General features: G+C 69.5%; 13 protein-coding genes and 2 rRNA genes. All 15 read left to right on the top strand.

The window, feature by feature from the left end; translation table 11 throughout:
• Positions 1–91, top strand: a 23S ribosomal RNA gene (locus AB0B61_RS37375); the annotation flags it as partial.
• Between the two features lie 79 nt (positions 92–170).
• Positions 171–287: ribosomal RNA gene (gene rrf / locus AB0B61_RS37370) — 5S ribosomal RNA — on the top strand.
• 578 nt (positions 288–865) lie between these two features.
• Complete coding sequence (locus AB0B61_RS37365; RefSeq protein WP_358442381.1) at positions 866–2,155, top strand: folylpolyglutamate synthase/dihydrofolate synthase family protein; 1,290 nt, start codon at positions 866–868, stop codon at positions 2,153–2,155.
• Complete coding sequence (locus tag AB0B61_RS37360) at positions 2,155–2,493, top strand: DUF4233 domain-containing protein (protein WP_357648052.1); 339 nt, start codon at positions 2,155–2,157, stop codon at positions 2,491–2,493. The genes AB0B61_RS37365 and AB0B61_RS37360 overlap by 1 nt, the downstream gene beginning before the upstream one ends.
• A gap of 11 nt (positions 2,494–2,504) precedes the next feature.
• Complete coding sequence (locus AB0B61_RS37355; protein ID WP_358442373.1) at positions 2,505–4,364, top strand: hypothetical protein; 1,860 nt, start codon at positions 2,505–2,507, stop codon at positions 4,362–4,364.
• Positions 4,365–4,991: 627 nt separating this feature from the next.
• Positions 4,992–5,402, top strand: coding sequence for a nucleoside-diphosphate kinase (ndk, locus tag AB0B61_RS37350; protein WP_214642928.1), 411 nt, complete (start codon positions 4,992–4,994; stop codon positions 5,400–5,402).
• Between the two features lie 549 nt (positions 5,403–5,951).
• Complete coding sequence (locus AB0B61_RS37345; RefSeq protein ID WP_358442370.1) at positions 5,952–6,983, top strand: rod shape-determining protein; 1,032 nt, start codon at positions 5,952–5,954, stop codon at positions 6,981–6,983.
• Positions 6,983–7,861, top strand: coding sequence for a rod shape-determining protein MreC (gene mreC, locus AB0B61_RS37340; protein WP_358442367.1), 879 nt, complete (start codon positions 6,983–6,985; stop codon positions 7,859–7,861). The genes AB0B61_RS37345 and mreC overlap by 1 nt, the downstream gene beginning before the upstream one ends.
• Positions 7,858–8,325, top strand: a complete 468-nt coding sequence (mreD, locus tag AB0B61_RS37335; protein WP_225302575.1) for a rod shape-determining protein MreD — start codon at positions 7,858–7,860, stop codon at positions 8,323–8,325. Before mreC ends, mreD begins: the two co-directional genes overlap by 4 nt.
• Positions 8,322–10,610: a penicillin-binding protein 2 gene (gene mrdA / locus AB0B61_RS37330; RefSeq protein WP_358442364.1), complete on the top strand. Its 2,289-nt coding sequence runs from the start codon at positions 8,322–8,324 to the stop codon at positions 10,608–10,610. Before mreD ends, mrdA begins: the two co-directional genes overlap by 4 nt.
• Positions 10,607–11,773: a rod shape-determining protein RodA gene (rodA, locus tag AB0B61_RS37325; protein ID WP_358442362.1), complete on the top strand. Its 1,167-nt coding sequence runs from the start codon at positions 10,607–10,609 to the stop codon at positions 11,771–11,773. Before mrdA ends, rodA begins: the two co-directional genes overlap by 4 nt.
• Positions 11,774–11,777: 4 nt before the next feature.
• Positions 11,778–11,957, top strand: coding sequence for a hypothetical protein (locus tag AB0B61_RS37320; RefSeq protein WP_358442359.1), 180 nt, complete (start codon positions 11,778–11,780; stop codon positions 11,955–11,957).
• Between the two features lie 20 nt (positions 11,958–11,977).
• Entirely contained in the window at positions 11,978–13,888 is a 1,911-nt protein-coding gene (locus AB0B61_RS37315) for a TIGR03960 family B12-binding radical SAM protein (RefSeq protein WP_358442357.1), read from the top strand.
• Between the two features lie 165 nt (positions 13,889–14,053).
• Complete coding sequence (locus tag AB0B61_RS37310; RefSeq protein ID WP_358442354.1) at positions 14,054–14,806, top strand: TIGR03936 family radical SAM-associated protein; 753 nt, start codon at positions 14,054–14,056, stop codon at positions 14,804–14,806.
• A 143-nt stretch (positions 14,807–14,949) separates the two neighbouring features.
• A complete protein-coding gene (locus tag AB0B61_RS37305) occupies positions 14,950–17,721 on the top strand; it encodes an Rne/Rng family ribonuclease (protein ID WP_358442352.1) in 2,772 nt (923 codons plus the stop codon).
• Positions 17,722–17,811 lie beyond the last annotated feature (90 nt).

Here is a 17,811-nt window from a genome sequence, read left to right as displayed (position 1 = left end):
CTCCCGGTAGACGACCGGGTTGATAGGCCGGAGGTGGAAGCACGGTAACGTGTGGAGCTGACCGGTACTAATAGGCCGAGGACTTGACCACAAAGCATCTTGCTCGCGTCCACTATGCGATTCTGAAACAACAAACACAGTTGGTTGTGTGTTTGACAGTTTCATAGGGTTACGGCGGTTATGGCGGGAAGGAAACACCCGGTTACATTCCGAACCCGGAAGTTAAGCTTCCCAGCGCCGATGGTACTGCACTCGGGAGGGTGTGGGAGAGTAGGTCACCGCCGGACAATCTTTGATTGCGGAAAAGGGTTCCACGCACACGCGTGGGGCCCTTTTCTGCGTTCCGGGGTCTTACGCGTTGGGCGTGGGCCCCTTTTCTGCGTTTCTGGCCCGTTATGTGCCGTTCCGGGGCCTGTTCTGGGTCGTGCCCCGGGGGCATGTGCGTAAGAGAGGCCGTAGCCCCGCTAGGCCCGTTCTTGGCTAAGGCCCATAGTGTGTTGGGACCGTTCAGGGGTAAGGGCGGGTAGCCGCGTTAGGATCGTTCGCGGCTGAGGGCCGTAGAGCGCTAGGCCCGTTCGCGGCTAAGAGCGGGCTGGAGTGCGCTGGGGCTGTTCGTGGTTATGGGTCTCACGTCTTGGCGCGTGGGGTCGTTTTTAAGTTCAGGCCGGGTTGTTTGCCAAGTGTTGGGCCTTTCTTGTCCGGTGCGTCCTTGCTCCACGGCGGGGCGAGGCGCGTACGGCGAGTTGCCAACGGCACGCGAAGCTGGAGCGCCGAAACTGCTGATCATCGGGCGGTGGCGTGGGAGAGCGCTCCGTACGGTCAGTAGGGTTGAGGGGTGGACTTTCGTGCGGTTGAACGCGCGATCATGGAGCGAGGCGTCGAGTGGGACTTCGAGCCGACGCTGGACCGGATCGCGGCTCTCATGGACCTGCTCGGCTCGCCGCAGCAGGCATACCCTGTCGTACACATAGCGGGCACGAACGGTAAGACGAGCACGGCGCGCTTGACCGAGGCGCTGCTCAAGGAGCGCAATCTGCGTGTGGGCCGGTTTACGAGCCCGCATCTCGTCTCAGTGCGCGAGCGCATCACCGTCGACGGCGAGTCGCTGAGCGAGGAGCGGTTCGCTCAGGTATACGAGGAGATCGCCCCTTACGTTGAGCTCGCCGACACGCAGGGGCGGCGGATCCAGTTCTTCGAGTTGCTCACGGCCATGGCTTTCGCCGCGTTCGCCGACACTCCGGTGGACGTGGCGGTCGTCGAGGCCGGCATGGGCGGGTCCTGGGACGCGACGAACGTCGCGGACGGCACCGTCGCCGTCGTCACCCCGATCTCGCTCGACCACACCGACCGGCTCGGGCCCGATATCCCGAGCATCGCCGGGGAGAAGGCGGGCATCATCAAAGCCGGCGCCACGGCCATACTCGCCCAGCAGCAGCTCGAGGCCGCCGAGGTGCTGATGCGCCGGGCCGTCGACGTCGGCGCGGTGGTCGCGCGCGAAGGGCTCGAGTTCGGTGTGCTCGCCCGCGAGGTGGCCATGGGCGGCCAGCTGCTCACGCTGCGCGGCCTCAAGGGCGTCTACGAGGAGGTCTACCTCCCGCTCTATGGCGAGCACCAGGCGAGCAACGCGGCCTGCGCACTGGCCGCTGTGGAGGCTCTGACGGGGGGTGACGACCCGCTCGACGTGGAGCTCGTACGCCAGGCGTTCGCGGGGGCGTCCTCGCCGGGCCGGCTGGAGATCCTGCGCCGCAACCCCACGGTCGTCGTCGACGCGGCGCACAACCCCGGCGGCATGCAGGCGTCGCTCGAGGGCATGCAGGAGGCGTTCGACTTCGCCAAGGTCGTGGGCGTCGTCGCGGTGATGCGCGACAAGGATGTGGCTACCCTGCTCGACCTGCTGGAGCCGATTCTCGACGAGATCGTCGTCACGCGTAACTCCTCGCCTCGGTCGATGTCGCCCGCCGAGCTGGCGGAGGTGGCCATACCGCTGTTCGGAGAGGACAGGGTGCGGGTCGTCGAACGCCTCGACGAGGCCATCGACATGGGCATCGGCATCGCCGACGCCCATGGGGAGTTCAGCGGCACGGGCGTGCTCATCACCGGCTCGGTCGTGACGGCCGGAGACGCCCGACACCTGCTCAAGGCGGGGAGCGTGTGATGAACTTCCAGGTCACTCCGGGCATGCGCCGGCTCGGCGCCAGCGTTCTCGGCATGGAGGCCATCGTCGCCGCGCTGATTACGCCGGTGGCGATCAACAGCGGTGTTCAGACAGCGGTGGCGGTCACTGTCGGTATCGGGCTGGCCGTGCTGTGCGTGATCGTCGCCGGGCTGCTCAAGCGGCCCTTCGCGTACGTCGCGGGCACTATCCTGCAGGTCCTGGCCATCGGCACGGGGTTCCTCGTGCCGACGATGTTCTTCCTAGGAGTGATCTTCGCGGCGCTATGGATTACCGCGATATTCGTCGCTCGCCGTGTCGAGGGCGTGACTTCCCGCTAAAGTCGGCGAACATGGCCGTCCCCCCGATCCAGCGGTCCCCGAACGCCCACAGCGCGGGACCCACCGCACGCGTCAGGTTCCCATGGTTGCTCGACTCGGTGCTCGGGCTGCTCATCATCGTCGTGTTGCCACTGGCGATGCTCGCGATCCCCAACACCGTGTCCGTGGTCTCGGGTCTGCTGCCAGAGGGCTTCGACAAGCTCGCGCTGATGCGCGCGCACGGGCTGGCGCTCCCGGCGATGATCCTCACGGTGCCGCTCGCCGCGGTGGCGCTGCGCCACGTCAAGGTCCCCCACATGCTGCTCGGCGGGCTCACGGTGCTCGCGCTGGCCGATGTCGCGGGCGGATTCGCGGGCTCGACGTTCCTGGTGGCGACGCTACGCGTGCTCCACGGGATCGGCGCGGGCCTGCTCATCCCGGCCACATTGGTCGCGGCCTGGGAGCGTTCCATGGCATTGCGGGCGATCTGGACCGGCATGCTCGCGTTCAGCCTGCTCACCGCCCAAGCGCTCGCGCTGTGGCCGCTCGACCAGGTGAGCGACTGGAAGATCACGCTCCAGCCGTACCCGCTGCTGACGGGCATCGCGCTCGCGCTGGCAGCGGTCTACTTCGTCGTCTGGCTGCTGCAGGGCCAGCCGCCGATGCCCACGCCACGTGCCGCCGAACGCAGCCGCTTGCTGCTCGCGAGCGTCCCCGCGGTGGGCATCTCGGTGGTGGCCATCAGCACCGCGAGTGAGGAGTGGGGGGCCGGTCTGGTCATCCTGCTGGCCGTGCTGGCGATCGTGGCGCTGCTCGTGATGGCCTTCTTCGGTAGCCGTGAGGGTCGCACGCTGGCGTACGTGATGGTCGCGGTCGGCATCGTGCTGCTCCCGAGCCTGGCTCAGATCACCTACGTGGAGATGCGCGGCCTCGGCGGTCCGGGCCTGGTTGGCGGTTCGGGCATGACCGGGCTGTGGATCCCGTTGGTGGTGGCGGGTGTGCTGGCGCTGGCCTCCGCCATCGCGGTACGGCTGCTCGCCGGAGCGCGGTGGCTCGCGCCGCTGGGGCTGCTGGCGATGGTGGTCGGTCTGTGTTCGGTACGCGTTCTGGTGCCGGCGGCGGATGGGCTCGTGTTGGTGATCCCGTTCACTCTGCTGGCGGCGGGCGCGGCGGTGGCGCTCACGTCCGCGCTCAGTCAGGCGGGCATCGGGGCGGCGCTGTTCGGTCTGGCACTGTGCTTTCCCGGTGTGCTGGCTGGTTATCTGCTGGCTACCGGGGTGCAGCTGATGATGCTGCGCGGGGTCACGGTGGCGCAGCAGCTGGTGGACCGGTTCGTGAGCACGCTGCATCTGTGGTCGCTGATCGGCGGGTTCCTGGTGGTCGCGGTCATCGTCCTGGCGGAGCTGCTCTCGCGGCGCGCGGCTCCGGCCGGTGAAGGTGAAGCGGCCGAGCCGACGGGCGATGATTCGGCGCCTTCGGTGTCTTCGCCGGGTGCAGACGGTCATTCGGAGTCTGCGGAGTCTGCGGCACCTTCCGGGTCTGCGGGGTCTTCGGGGTCTGCGGCACCTTCGGGGTCTTCGACGGGTGCGGGCGCAGTCGCGGAGGTGGCCGGGGAAGGTTCCGGCGCCGAGGCGACGGTCCCTCCGGTGAGGAGCCGCCGGTCTGAGCGCCGCGAGCCGCACATAGCGGTGGACACCGTCGAGGTGCCTGCCCAGTCGGCAGTCGGGGATGAGGATCGGCCTACCGGCGCGATACCGCGCGTCCCTGTGTCTCCCGACGACTTTGGCGCGACTGACGGGAATGGCGCGAGTGTGGAGGGGGTGGGCGAGGTCACCGGCCCTGTCCCACCTGTCCCGCCTCAGGCTCAATCGCCCGAGGACACCACTTCATAGCACCGGCCCATCCGATGCACCAGCCGTAAGACCGCGTGCAAGGCTGGTCCACCGGACCGGCCCGAGGCACTGGCCCGTGGGACCGCGTGTAAGGCTGGTCCGCCGGGCTGGTCCGAGGTGCCGGTCTATGGGACTGCGTGCAGGGCTGGTCAGCTGGGCCGGCACGAGGCACCGGCCCATGGGATCCTGCGTGGGGCTGCCCGCAGGACCGGTCCGCATGGCCCGTAGGGCCCGCGCCGCATGGGCCCCGCAGGACCGGCCCGTAGGGTCCCGCGCTGGGGCTGGCCTGTAGGACTGCCGTGCGGGATCGGCCCGTTGGACCACCAGGTAGGGCCGGCCTGTAGGGCCACCAGGTAGAGCCGGTTGCCCTGGGGTGCCGCCTCTCAGGCCCGTTGGTCGAGGGTGCGTCGCCGAATGAGTCGTGTGCAGGTCTGGGTGGCGCGAGTGCGGCACCTGGGGCCGATGGGGCTTGGTCGGGTGGAAACGGGGGAGCCGTCGCGGGCGGTAAGCTGAGCCGCAGCCACCTCGACGCGAGGGCCTGCGCCCCCGGGCCGATCCCCCCGTGGAGCCAAGCCGGTGCATGTGGCCGCAGCCCCGAACCACACCCTGTTCGAAGGAGAACCTCAAGTGTCCGAGCGCACTCTTGTCCTGATCAAGCCCGACGGGGTGAAGCGTGGCCTCATCGGTGACGTGATCGCCCGCGTGGAGCGCAAGGGCCTGAAGGTCGCTGCGATGGACCTGCGCACTCTCGACGTCGACACCGCCAAGGCCCACTACGCCGAGCACTCCGAGCGCCCGTTCTTCGGCGAGCTCGTCGAGTTCATCACCTCGGGGCCGCTGGTCGCGCTGGTGCTGGAGGGGCCGCGCGCCGTCGAGGCGTTCCGCGCGCTGGCGGGGCTCACGGACCCGGTCAAGTCGGCGCCCGGGACGATCCGCGGCGACCACGCGCTGGAGATCGGCGAGAACATCGTCCACGGCTCCGACTCGCCCGAGTCGGCCGCGCGGGAGATCAAGATCTTCTTCCCGGACCGGTTCTAGTTTTCCAGCTTTCTAGCTTCTCCTGCTTTTCTGACGTCTCCGCTTTCTCTGACGTCTCTGATGTGCCGAGCGCCCGCCATATGGCGGGCGCTTTTTTGCGCAATTTTTGTCCGGCTAACTCGGCCGCGCGAGGTCGCGTGCGGCCTGTATATGGCAGGCTTTTTGCGATCTTGTACGGCAGGCCTGGTGCGCCCCACCCGCCGCACGGGGCCGGCGCCTGTCCAGGGGCACGCTCCTCCGGTGGAGGTGGCCGGGCGCCGTGACGTGCGCGCTGTGGGCCATGTTCCGTGGATTGGGCTGGCCACGGTACAGGGCGGATAGATCCCCACGTGCCCGACGGGCGGCCGCCGACGGCGGGTGGGTCAAAACGGTGCAAGACGGAGGCCCAATGTTGTCCTTCGCCTGCGGCGACATCGGGGCTTCCGGATGGGCTGAAGAATTTGTGGGGCACAGGGGGCTCATTGCGCGCCCTGGTGGGTAACGTCACGTTACGATTCGAATTCGATCCGTAGTCATTCGCGAACGACGTTACGGAAGGCTCCGTTCCCCATGGGCAGCAAGCTCGCGTTTCTCGGCCGTGATATGGCGGTCGACCTCGGCACCGCCAACACGCTGGTCTACGTGCGCGGCCGGGGCATCGTGCTCAATGAGCCGTCGGTCGTCGCGATCAACACTGCCACCGGGAAGATCGTCGCGGTGGGCATCGAGGCTAAACGCATGATCGGGCGGACGCCGGGCAACATCGTGGCCGTCCGGCCGCTCAAGGACGGTGTGATCGCCGATTTCGAGGTCACTGAGCGGATGCTGCGCTATTTCATCCAGCGGGTGCACAAGAGGCGGCACTTCGCCAAGCCGCGCATCATCATCGCCGTGCCCAGCGGCATCACCGGGGTGGAGCAGCGGGCGGTGAAGGAGGCCGGATACCAGGCCGGGGCCCGCAAGGTCTACATCGTCGAGGAGCCGATGGCCGCGGCGATCGGCGCGGGGCTGCCGGTGCACGAGCCGACCGGCAACATGGTCGTCGACATCGGCGGCGGCACCACCGAGGTGGCCATCATCTCCATGGGCGGCGTGGTGACCAGCCAGTCCATCAGGGTCGGCGGCGACGAGCTCGACCAGGCGGTGATCACCTTCGCGAAGAAGGAGTTCTCGATCATGCTCGGCGAGCGCACCGCCGAGGAGATCAAGATGGCCATCGGCTCGGCGTGTCCCATCGGTGAGGACCTGCACGCCGAGATCCGCGGTCGTGACCTGGTGAGCGGCCTGCCGAAGACGGTCGTGGTGTCCGGCGAGGAGATCCGCAGGGCGACAGAGGAGCCCGTCAACACCATCGTCGACGCCGTCAAGATCACGCTCGACAAGTGCCCGCCCGAGCTGTCCGGCGACCTGATGGACCGCGGCATCGCGCTCACCGGCGGGGGCGCGCTGCTCAAGGGCATGGACGAGCGCATCAAGACCGAGACCGGCATGCCCGTCCACCTCGTGGAGAACCCTCTCGACTCGGTGGCGCTCGGCTCGGGCAAGTGCGTCGAGGAGTTCGAGGCGCTGCACCAGGTGCTCGTACCGGAGTCACGGCGCTGATGAGAGAGTCCCGCCACGCCCGGCTGATCCTGGGAACGCTGCTCACGGTGGCGCTGGTCATCCTGACCGTCGACCACCGAGCCGGCGCGGCCTCGCCGCTGTGGCCGCTGCGTACGGCCGGTTCGTGGTTCTTCGGTACGGTCGAGCAGGTCGGCGGCTCCGTGATCCGCCCGGTCGGCGGCTTCTTCCACGCCATCGTCAACGCCCCCGCCGCCCAGGACGAGCTCGACCGGGTCAAGGCGGAGAACGTCAAACTGCGGGCCGGTCTGGCCGCGGGCCGGCTCGACGCGGCCCGCGCCGCGGAGCTGAAGCGGTTGCTCGGCGTGGCGGGGCTCGGCGGCTACAAGATCGTGACGGCGAACGTGGTCGCCAGGCGCGGCCAGCCCGGCTTCGAGGACGCCATCGAGATCGACGTCGGCACCGGCGACGGCGTACGCCCCGAGATGACCGTGCTCAACGGTGAAGGGCTGGTCGGCCGGGTCATCCAGGCGACCGCCGACAGCTCGACCGTGGTGCTGATCAGCGACCCGGGCTCGGCCGCCGGTGCCCGGCTCGAAGGCGGCCAGGAGATCGGCGTCGTGCACGGGGTGGGGGAGAACGGGCGGCTCGTGCGGTTCCGGCTGCTGGACTCGACGGCGGCGATCACCCGTGGGAGTCGCATCGTCAGCTTCGGCTCCCAGCGCGGCGCGCCGTACGTCGCCGGGGTGCCGATCGGGGTGATCGAGCGGGTGGAGGCGACGCCGGGCGAGCTGACCCGCATCGCCTACGCCAGGCCGTACGCGGATCTGACCGCGCTCGACGTGGTCGGCGTGGTGGTGGGAGCGCCGGCGAAGGATCCGAGGGACGCCGTGCTACCACCCAAGGAGGGGCCGCGATGATCGTTGGGCTGTGCGTGCTGGCGGCGGTGTTGTTGCAGGTCATGCTCATCAACCGGCTGCCGCTGCCGGCCGGGGGTGCGCCCGACGTGGTGCTGCTCGTCGTGGTGGCGATGGCGCTGCTGCGCGGGCCGGCGGCGGGGGCGATCATCGGGTTCTGCGCGGGACTGCTGGTCGACATCGTGCCGCCCACGGCGCATCTGGTGGGCCAGTACGCGTTCGTGTTCGCGCTGGTCGGTTACGTGGCCGGGCGGGGGGTGGGCGGTCCGGCCACCACCGTCGTCCTGTGTGTGCTGATGGCGCCGCTGGTCTCGGCGGCGCTCGGCGGGCTGATCGCCGATCCCCGGGTGACGCTCTCGACGCTGACCGAGCAGGTGCCGGTGACCGTCGTCTACACGTTGATCGTCTCGCCACTGGCGATCTGGCTGGTCACCCGGGAGAGGCCGCACCCGAGGTTCCCGCAATGATCAGGATGCGGACCCGGCTGGTCGTGCTGCAGGTGATCGTGATGGGCGTGCTGGCGGTGCTCAGCCTGCGGCTCTGGCAGGTGCAGGTGGTGCGGGGGCAGGAGCTGGTCACCAGGGCCACGGAGACCAGGACGCGGTCGGTGATCGTGCCGGCCGTGCGCGGGCAGATACTCGATTCCTCCGGGCGGCCGCTGGTGCGCAACCAGACCTCCCTGGTCGTCTCGGTCGATCGGACCGGGCTGATCAGGATGCCCGAGCAGGGGGTTCCGGTGCTGCGCAAGCTCAGCGAGGTGCTGGGCCAGCCGGTCAAGCAGTTGCAGAAGCGCATCACGCCGTGCGGGCCCGGGGTGACCAAGCCCTGCTGGACCGGCTCGCCGTACCAGCCGATCCCGGTGGAGGAGCGGGCCGACACCCGCCAGGCGCTGCAGATCCTGGAGCGCCAGGAGGAGTTTCCCGGCATCTCCGCCGAGATCCAGTCCGTCAGGCAGTATCCCGGAGGCAAGGCCGGTGCGCAGATGCTCGGCTACCTGCAGCCGGTCACCGAGGCCGAGCTGGCCAAGCGCGAAGGGCTGAAGGCCGCCTTCTCCGGCGTCGACCTGGTCGGGCGCGACGGCCTCGAGTACATCTACGACGACGAGCTGCGCGGCAAGGCCGGGCTGCGGCGGGTACAGGTCGACCGGATGGGCAAGGCCATCGGGGTGGAGGAGCAGGTGGCGCCCGTCAGCGGCGACAACCTGGTCACCAGCATCGACGCCCGCGTGCAGGACCTGGCCGAGCAGGCGTTGCAGCACGCGATGAAGAACGCCCCCAAGGCGGACGGCGCCGCGGCGGTGGTGCTCGAACCCGACACCGGCCGGGTGATCGCGCTGGCCAGCATGCCCGGTTACGACCCGGCCGTCTGGGCGGGCGGGATCTCCGACCGCGGCTACCAGCGGCTGCTGTCGGACGCCACGGGCAAGCCGCTGGTGTCGCGGGCGCTGAATGGGATGTTCGCGCCCGGCTCGACGTTCAAGGTGTCGTCGGTGACGTCGATGCTGCGGGCGGGGTATCCGCTGAACGGCACGTACGACTGCCCAGGGGCGGTCATGGTGGGCGACCGGGCCTTCCACAACTTCCACGGCATCGGCCTCGGCTCCATGAACCTGCACACCGCCCTGGTCAAGTCCTGCGACACGATCTTCTACCGGGCGGGCTACGACCAGTGGCTGAAGGACGGCGGGCTCAATCCGAAGAAGGCGCCGAAGGAGGTGTTCGCCAACACGGCCAAGGCGTTCGGGTTCGGCAAGCCGACGGGCATCGACCTGCCGGGCGAGTCGTCGGGGCGCATCCCGGACCGCACCTGGAAGAAGGACATGTGGGCTCAGACGAGCGGCACCAGTTGCCGGCGCGCCAAGAGCGGCTATCCGGAGGTGGCCGACAAGTCGCGGGCGGAGTTCCTCAAGCGGCTGGCCAACGAGAACTGCCTCGAAGGCTTCCTGCTGCGGGCGGGTGACTCGGCCAACTTCTCGATCGGCCAAGGTGACGTGCTGGTGACGCCGCTCCAGCTGGCCAGGGCGTACGCGGCGCTGGTGAGCGACGGGAAGCTGCGCAGCCCGCGCATCGGCTGGGCCACGGTCCGGCCCGATGGCGCGCTGGTGAGGCGCATCGATGTGCCGGTGGTCGGCAAGCTGCCGCTGTCGAAGAAGGAGCGCCTCTACATCAAGGACGCGCTCAGCGACGTCCCCTCTGACGGCACCGCGGCGGGGGCGTTCGCCGGGTTCCCGATGAACAAGGTGCGGATCGGCGGAAAGACCGGCACCGCGGAGGTGTGGGGCAAGGAGGACACCTCCTGGTTCGCCTCGTTCGCACCAGCGAACGACCCGCACTTCGTCGTGGTCGTCATGGTCTCGCAGGGCGGGATGGGCGCCTCCACCGCCGCGCCCGCCGCACGCGAGATCTACGAGGGCATCTTCGGCTTCGCCAAGAACAAGCCCGCGCTGCCCGCGGGCCGGCCGGTGTCCAAGCTGCCGAAGATCTCGGCCGACGGCACGGTGGCCGATGGCAAGACGGCCGACGGCGCGGTGGCGGACGGTGCGACGACGGACGACGCGGGTAAGAGCGGCCCGGGGGCACGCGGCGCGGGGACGGGCGGCGCGAGGACGGGCGACGCGAGGACAGGCGACGCGAGGACGGGCGACGCGAGGACAGGCGACGCGAGGACAGGTGGCACCGTGGCGGGCGGGACAGGGGAGGGCGGCAAGAGCAAGGGCACCAAGAAGGAGGGCGGCACGGAGGCGGGAGGATGATGGACCGCACGCTGATGGGCGGGCGGCGCTCGTTCGCCCGGCGGGCGGTGGGCGCGCAGTCGGCCATGTGGCGGCTCGACGGGGTGATGCTGGTCGCGGTCGCCGCGCTCTGCGTGATCGGCACGCTGCTCGTCTGGTCGTCGACCCGCACCTGGGCGCCCGGCTCCACGGGGCTGGTCAAGAAGCACATCCTCAACCTCGCCATCGGGACGCTGCTCTGCGCGGCGGTGACCGTCATCGACCATCGCGCGATGCGCGCGTACGCGCCCCTGGCGTTCCTGCTCTCGCTGGCCGGCCTGGGACTGGTCATCACGCCGCTGGGCGCGACGATCAACGGCTCGCACTCGTGGATCCTGCTGGGGGGCGGCTTCGCCGTGCAGCCGTCGGAGTTCGCCAAGCTCGGCCTGCTGCTCATCATCGCGATGCTGCTGGCTCAGCCCGGCGAGGGCAGCGATCGGCCGCGCGGGCTCGACGTCTGGCTGGCGCTGTTCGCCGCGCTGCTGACGATGGGACTGGTGATGTTGCAGCCCGACCTCGGCACCACGCTCGTGCTGGCCGTGATCACGGCCGCGGGGCTGGTGATCGCGGGAGTGCGCAAGAGGTGGATCATCCTGCTGACGCTGATCGCCGGGGCCGGGGTGTTCTGCGTGTTCGCGTTCGGGATGCTGGAGCCGTACCAGGTCGCGCGGTTCACCGCCTTTCTCGATCCGCGCGTCGATCCGCGCGGCGTCGGCTACAACAGCACGCAGTCGCTGATCGCCATCGGCTCGGGGCAGTTGTTCGGCAAGGGGCTCTTCGACGGCGGGCAGACGACCGGGCGGTTCGTGCCCGAGCAGCACACCGACTTCATCTTCACGGTCGCGGGGGAGGAGTTCGGGTTTCTCGGCTCGCTCACCGTGGTGCTGCTGCTCGGCGTGGTGCTGGTGCGCGGGCTGAGGATCGCCCGGCTGTGCGAGGACCGGTTCGGCACGCTCGTGGCCGGCACGATCGTGTGCTGGCTGGCGTTCCAGACGTTCGTCAACATCGGCATGACCATCGGCATCATGCCGATCACCGGGCTGCCGCTGCCGTTCGTCTCCTACGGAGGTACGGCCACGTTCGCGAATCTCATCTCGATCGGGCTTCTCCAGTCGATCCGGATCCGCGAACAGTCGTTTAATTGACAGTATGTTCTTGGCCTACTGCGACGAGTGCGAGGAGCGCTTCCTCCTGCCCGCCAGCCACATCACCGCCGTGCACAACCTCGCCAGCGGGGTCATCGCCATCGAGCTGACCTGCTACGAGGGACACAAGCTGATCATTGTCAGCGGCAACGACATCGACATCCCTGGACCTGCCACGGTCTGAGCGCCGCTAGTCTGGGTGCCATGACTGTCGAGTCGATTTTTCCCCGCCTGGAAGCGCTGCTGCCCAAGGTGCAGAAGCCCATCCAGTATGTCGGGGGTGAGCTCAACTCGACCGTGAAGGACTGGGACTCCACCGACGTGCGGTGGGCGCTGATGTATCCGGACGCCTATGAGGTCGGGCTGCCCAACCAGGGCGTCGCGATCCTCTACGAGATCCTCAACGAGCTGCCCGCCACGCTGGCCGAGCGGACCTACGCCGTCTGGCCCGACCTCGAGGCGCTCATGCGCGCGGAGGGCATACCGCAGTTCACCGTGGACGCCCACCGGCCGGTGCGCGCCTTCGACGTGCTGGGCCTGTCGTTCTCCACCGAGCTCGGCTACACCAACATGCTGACCGCGCTCGACCTGGCCGGCATTCCGCTGCTGGCCGTCGAGCGTGGCGACGACGACCCGATCGTGCTGGCGGGTGGCCACGCGGCCTTCAACCCCGAGCCGATCGCCGACTTCCTCGACGCCGCCGTGCTCGGCGACGGCGAGCAGATCGCGATCGCGATCTCCGAGGTCATCCGCGAGTGGAAGGGCGAGGGCAGCCCCGGCGGGCGCGACGAGCTGCTCATGCGGCTGGCCGAGTCCGGCGGCGTCTACGTGCCGAAGTTCTACGACGTCGACTACCACCCCGACGGCCGCATCAAGCGGGTCGCGCCCAACAGGCCCGACGTCCCGTGGCGGGTGCACAAGCACACGGTCATGGACCTCGACGAGTGGCCCTATCCGAAGAAGCCGCTGGTCCCGCTGGCCGAGACCGTGCATGAGCGGTTCAGCGTGGAGATCTTCCGCGGCTGCACGCGTGGCTGCCGTTTCTGCCAGGCGGGCATGATCACCCGCCCGGTCCGCGAGCGGTCGATCACGACGATCGGCGCCATGGTCGAGAACGGCATCAAGGAGTCCGGCTTCAACGAGGTCGGCCTGCTGTCGCTGTCGTCGGCCGACCACTCCGAGATCGGCGAGGTGGCCAAGGGCCTGGCCGACCGCTACGAGGGCACCAACACCTCGCTGTCGCTGCCCTCGACCCGGGTCGACGCGTTCAACATCGACCTGGCCAACGAGTTCTCCCGCAACGGCCGGCGCTCCGGCCTGACCTTCGCCCCGGAGGGCGGGTCCGAGCGCATGCGCAGGGTGATCAACAAGATGGTCACCGAGGAAGACCTGATCCGCACCGTCACCACCGCCTACTCACAGGGCTGGCGGCAGGTGAAGCTCTACTTCATGTGCGGGCTGCCCACCGAGACCGACGAGGACGTGCTCGGCATCGCCGACCTGGCCAAGAAGGTCATCAAGGCGGGCCGCGAGATCACCGGCTCGCGCGACATCCGCTGCACGGTCTCCATCGGCGGATTCGTGCCCAAGCCGCACACGCCGTTCCAGTGGGCGAGCCAGGCCGACCACGAGACCGTCGACCGGCGGCTCAAGGCGCTGCGTGACTCGCTGCGGGGAGACAAGAATTACGGCCGGGCCATCGGCTTCCGCTACCACGACGGCAAGCCGTCGATCGTGGAGGGCCTGCTGTCGCGCGGCGACCGCCGGGTCGGCGCGGTGATCCGGGCCGTCTGGGAAGATGGCGGGCGCTTCGACGGGTGGAGCGAGCACTTCTCCTACGAACGCTGGATGGCCGCGACCGAGAAGGCCGGCGTCGACGTCGACTGGTACACCGTGCGCGAGCGCGAGGAGAACGAGGTCCTGCCCTGGGATCACCTCGACGCCGGGCTCGACCGCGAATGGCTCTGGCAGGACTGGCAGGAGGCCGTTTCCGGGACCGAGGTCGAGGACTGCCGCTGGACTCCGTGCTACGACTGCGGCGTCTGCCCGACCATGGGGACCGACATCCAGATCGGCCCGACGGGTAAGAAACTTCTTCCTCTCACGGTGGTCTAGCCGCGCTGAGTGCGCGGCCCGTGCCTCGCCGTACATGATCTGGGACGTTGAGTCTCCGGAGCGGCATATCCTGAGACGAAGGAAACACTTACACGGGAAGGACGACCAGCTCTGAAACCTGTTCCCGATGGGCCCCCGCCCGCGCCTACGGTGCAGCGCCTGCGCGTGCGCTACGCCAAGCGCGGACGTCTGCGCTTCACCAGCCACCGCGACATCTCGCGGGCCGTCGAGAGAGCGGTCCGCCGTGCCGGCATTCCGGTGGCCTACAGTGCGGGCTTCTCACCCCATCCGAAGATCTCCTATGCGGGCGCGGCGCCGACCGGCGTCGCCAGCGAGGCCGAATACCTCGAGATCGGCGTCACGAAACCGTGCGAACCCGGACGGATCCGTGCCGACCTGGACGGCTCTTTGCCGCCTGGTCTCGACGTGCTCGACGTCGTGGAGGCCACCGTTGGTGGGCTGGCCGACCGCTTGGAGGCCTCTGAGTGGGATGTGCGGTTGCCCGGCGCCGACTGGGAGCTCGCGGAGGCGGCGGTGGCGAAATTCCTCGCCGCCGAGGCCGTGGAGGTCGAACGCCTCACCAAGAAGGGGCCCCGACGCTTCGACGCCCGGGAGGCGGTGCTGAGGCTCGAGGTGCCCGAAGGAGCAGACAGAACCGCAGCTCAGGTGCCAGGACAGTCGTGTGTCATACTGCGCATGGTTGTTCGGCACGTGATTCCTGCCGTACGACCCGACGATGTGCTCACAGGGCTGCGCCTTGTGGCCGACTTCGCGCCGCCGGTTCCCCCCGAGGTGACCAGGCTGGCGCAGGGGCCGCTCGACGCCAGCACCGGTGCGCTTGCCGATCCGCTCGGCCTGGACCGCGACATTACGCGCGGCGGCGAGGCGGTTTCGGCGGGTGAGCAGGTCGACGGTTAAGGACGTGCCTTGCGCGAGCGGGGTACGACCGCTGACAGGACTTGGCGCCTGCGCCCCTCACCAGGGGTGCGGGCGGACAACGAGACACGAGAGCTCCTGCGCGGCGCGGCGACGCGCCCGGGAGCTGACGGGAGAGCGCCCGCATGCTCGAGAACGAGCCCAACGGCGGGGCCAACGGCCCCGGCGGGGAGACAACTGAACAGTCCAAGGTGACAAAGCGTCGCCGTGCCGCGAGTCGGCCGGCGGGACCGCCGCCCGAGCTGCCAGAGGAGCCGTCGCCCACGGTCACGACCACGGTCGCGGCCGCTACCGGCGAGCCTCCGAGCCCGGTCGAGGCCGTCGTGGCGCAGGCCGCTGATGATGCTCTGGCGCAGGCCGCCGGCACCGTCACCGAGGAGAAGCCCAAGAGGGCCGCCAGGACCCGGTCGACGGCCACGACCACGCGCCGCCGTACCAGCAAGAAGGCCGCGGAGGCCGACGGCGAGGCCGCGGAGAGCGCGCAGGACACCAGCGGTGGGGTCCCCGAAGCTGCGGCCGTGAGCACCCTGGAGGCGGCTGAGGGGGGCGAGCAGGCGGTCGAGGCCGCTCCGGCCAAGCGCCGCCGCACCCGCAAGAAGACAGAGCCTGAGGCGGCCGCTGAGAGCGTCGAGACCGCTCCGGGACGCTCCGCCGAGGTCGCGGCGGGCGTCGGTGAGGCGGCCGCCGAGCGGCTCGGCAGCGCCGACGCCGAAGAGGACGTCACCGAGCTCCTGCCCGAGGACGAGCCGCTGGACGACGAGCCTGCCGGCGAGGACCTCGACGAGGTCGACCGCCCGAGCCTGCTCGCCGACCCGTTCGGCCTGTCCGCGCGGGCGCAGGGCCAGCAGGGGACCGCGTTCCAGCGCCCCGCCGCCATCTTCGCGCCGCTGTTCCAGGCGCCGGACCCGACCCAGGCCAAGCCTGCCGCGACCCGGCGTCCCGAGCCGCAGCCGCAGCCCGAGCCGGCCGCCCCTGAGCCCGAGGAGGCCGCGGAGACGGTCACGGACGAGGAGGCCGACGCCGCCGACGAGCAGGAGGAGGAGGGCGGCAGCCGCCGTCGCCGCCGCCGTCGTGGCGGCCGGGGTCGTGGCAAGGCGCGCGAGCGCGACGACTCCGATGACGACTCCGACGAGTCCGACGACGAGCAGGGCGACGAGCCTCAGGAAGAAGAGGCCTCCAGCTCCCGCCGGCGGCGCCGCCGCAGGCGCCGGGGTGCCGACGACGGCGCCGAGCCGGCCGGAGACGACCCGCCCAACACCGTCGTGCGCATCCGCGCGCCCCGCACGGGCCGCGCCGCCGGGCACGACATCTCCGCCGACGGCGTCACGAGCGTGCGCGGATCCACCAGGCTCGAGGCCAAGAAGCAGCGCCGCCGTGAGGGCCGGGAGCTGGGCCGCCGGCGTCCGCCGATCATCACCGAGTCGGAGTTCCTGGCCCGGCGCGAGTCGGTCGACCGGATGATGGTGGTGCGCCGCCAGGGCGACCGCACCCAGATCGCGGTGCTGGAGGACGGCGTGCTCGTCGAGCACTACGTCAACCGCGAGGCCAGCCAGTCCTACGTCGGCAACGTCTACCTCGGCAAGGTCCAGAACGTACTGCCGTCGATGGAGGCCGCCTTCGTCGACATCGGCAAGGGCCGCAACGCCGTCCTGTACGCCGGTGAGGTCAACTTCGACACCGCGGGACTGGAAGGCCAGCCCAAGCGCATCGAGGCGGCGCTGAAGTCCGGCCAGTCGGTGCTGGTGCAGGTCACCAAGGACCCGATCGGCCACAAGGGCGCCCGCCTGACGTCACAGATCAGCCTGCCGGGCCGCTACCTCGTGTACGTGCCCGACGGCTCGATGACCGGCATCAGCCGCAAGCTGCCCGACAAGGAGCGTACGCGGCTCAAGAGCATCCTGAAGAAGGTCATGCCCGAGAACGCCGGCGTGATCGTCCGCACGGCCGCGGAGGGCGCTTCCGAGGACGAGCTGGCCCGCGACGTGGCCCGCCTGTCGGCGCAGTGGGAGAACATCCAGAAGAAGGCCAAGTCGGCCAGCCCGCCCGAGCTGCTCTCGGCCGAGCCGGACCTGACCGTCCGCGTGGTCCGCGACGTCTTCAACGAGGACTTCACCTCGCTGGTCGTGCAGGGCGAGGAGGCGTGGGAGACGGTCGAGGAGTACGTCAAGTACGTCGCGCCGCACCTCGGCGAGCGTCTGGCCAAGTGGGACACCGAGCAGGGCGACGTGTTCGAGTCCTACCGGATCGACGAGCAGCTCGGCAAGGCGATGGAGCGGAAGGTCTGGCTGCCCAGTGGCGGCTCGCTGGTGATCGACCGTACCGAGGCGATGAGCGTCGTCGACGTCAACACCGGCAAGTTCACCGGGCAGGGCGGCAACCTCGAAGAGACCGTCACCCGCAACAACCTGGAGGCGGCCGAGGAGATCGTCCGCCAGCTCAGGCTCCGCGACATCGGCGGCATCATCGTGATCGACTTCATCGACATGGTGCTGGAGTCCAACCGCGACCTGGTGCTGCGGCGGCTGCTCGAATGCCTGGCGCGCGACAGGACCAAGCACCAGGTGGCTGAGGTCACCTCGCTGGGCCTGGTCCAGATGACGCGTAAGCGGGTCGGTCAGGGCCTCCTGGAGGCCTTCTCCACGCCGTGTGACTGCTGCAACGGGCGGGGTCTGATCGTCTCCACGGAGCCGGTCGAGTCCAAGCCGGAGCCACGCGGCACGCAGGGCAAGATGGCCATCGAGAAGGCGGTCTCGGACAAGGTGTCCGCGGCCAAGGACTCCGGCAGCCGTGATACCGTGACCGATGCGCTTGAAGACGTCCCGGCTGAGGACGACCAGGCGGGCCAGACTTCCGGCAGAGGGCGGCGACGCTCTCGCCGAGCCAAGTCAGCCGAGTAGCCAGGCGCTCCCGCAAGGGAGCGCTCCTCGGCGGACTGCCCCGACGATCCGTCCGGTTCGACCAGGGCACCGTTAATCCGGTACTCTTGA

Origin of the sequence: Nonomuraea sp. NPDC049158 (assembly GCF_040648335.1) — a bacterium.
GTDB lineage: Bacteria > Actinomycetota > Actinomycetes > Streptosporangiales > Streptosporangiaceae > Nonomuraea.
This window is presented reverse-complemented; position numbering and strand designations above follow the sequence as displayed.

What these genes read in the sequence shown, in the direction of transcription:
- AB0B61_RS37365 (WP_358442381.1), top strand. Translation starts at nt 866, where the DNA reads ATGGAGCGAGGCGTCGAGTGGGACTTCGAGCCGACGCTGGACCGGATC.
- AB0B61_RS37360 (WP_357648052.1), top strand. Translation starts at nt 2,155, where the DNA reads ATGAACTTCCAGGTCACTCCGGGCATGCGCCGGCTCGGCGCCAGCGTT.
- AB0B61_RS37355 (WP_358442373.1), top strand. Translation starts at nt 2,505, where the DNA reads ATGGCCGTCCCCCCGATCCAGCGGTCCCCGAACGCCCACAGCGCGGGA.
- AB0B61_RS37345 (WP_358442370.1), top strand. Translation starts at nt 5,952, where the DNA reads ATGGGCAGCAAGCTCGCGTTTCTCGGCCGTGATATGGCGGTCGACCTC.
- mreC (WP_358442367.1), top strand. Translation starts at nt 6,983, where the DNA reads ATGAGAGAGTCCCGCCACGCCCGGCTGATCCTGGGAACGCTGCTCACG.
- mreD (WP_225302575.1), top strand. Translation starts at nt 7,858, where the DNA reads ATGATCGTTGGGCTGTGCGTGCTGGCGGCGGTGTTGTTGCAGGTCATG.
- mrdA (WP_358442364.1), top strand. Translation starts at nt 8,322, where the DNA reads ATGATCAGGATGCGGACCCGGCTGGTCGTGCTGCAGGTGATCGTGATG.
- rodA (WP_358442362.1), top strand. Translation starts at nt 10,607, where the DNA reads ATGATGGACCGCACGCTGATGGGCGGGCGGCGCTCGTTCGCCCGGCGG.
- AB0B61_RS37320 (WP_358442359.1), top strand. Translation starts at nt 11,778, where the DNA reads ATGTTCTTGGCCTACTGCGACGAGTGCGAGGAGCGCTTCCTCCTGCCC.
- AB0B61_RS37315 (WP_358442357.1), top strand. Translation starts at nt 11,978, where the DNA reads ATGACTGTCGAGTCGATTTTTCCCCGCCTGGAAGCGCTGCTGCCCAAG.
- AB0B61_RS37305 (WP_358442352.1), top strand. Translation starts at nt 14,950, where the DNA reads ATGCTCGAGAACGAGCCCAACGGCGGGGCCAACGGCCCCGGCGGGGAG.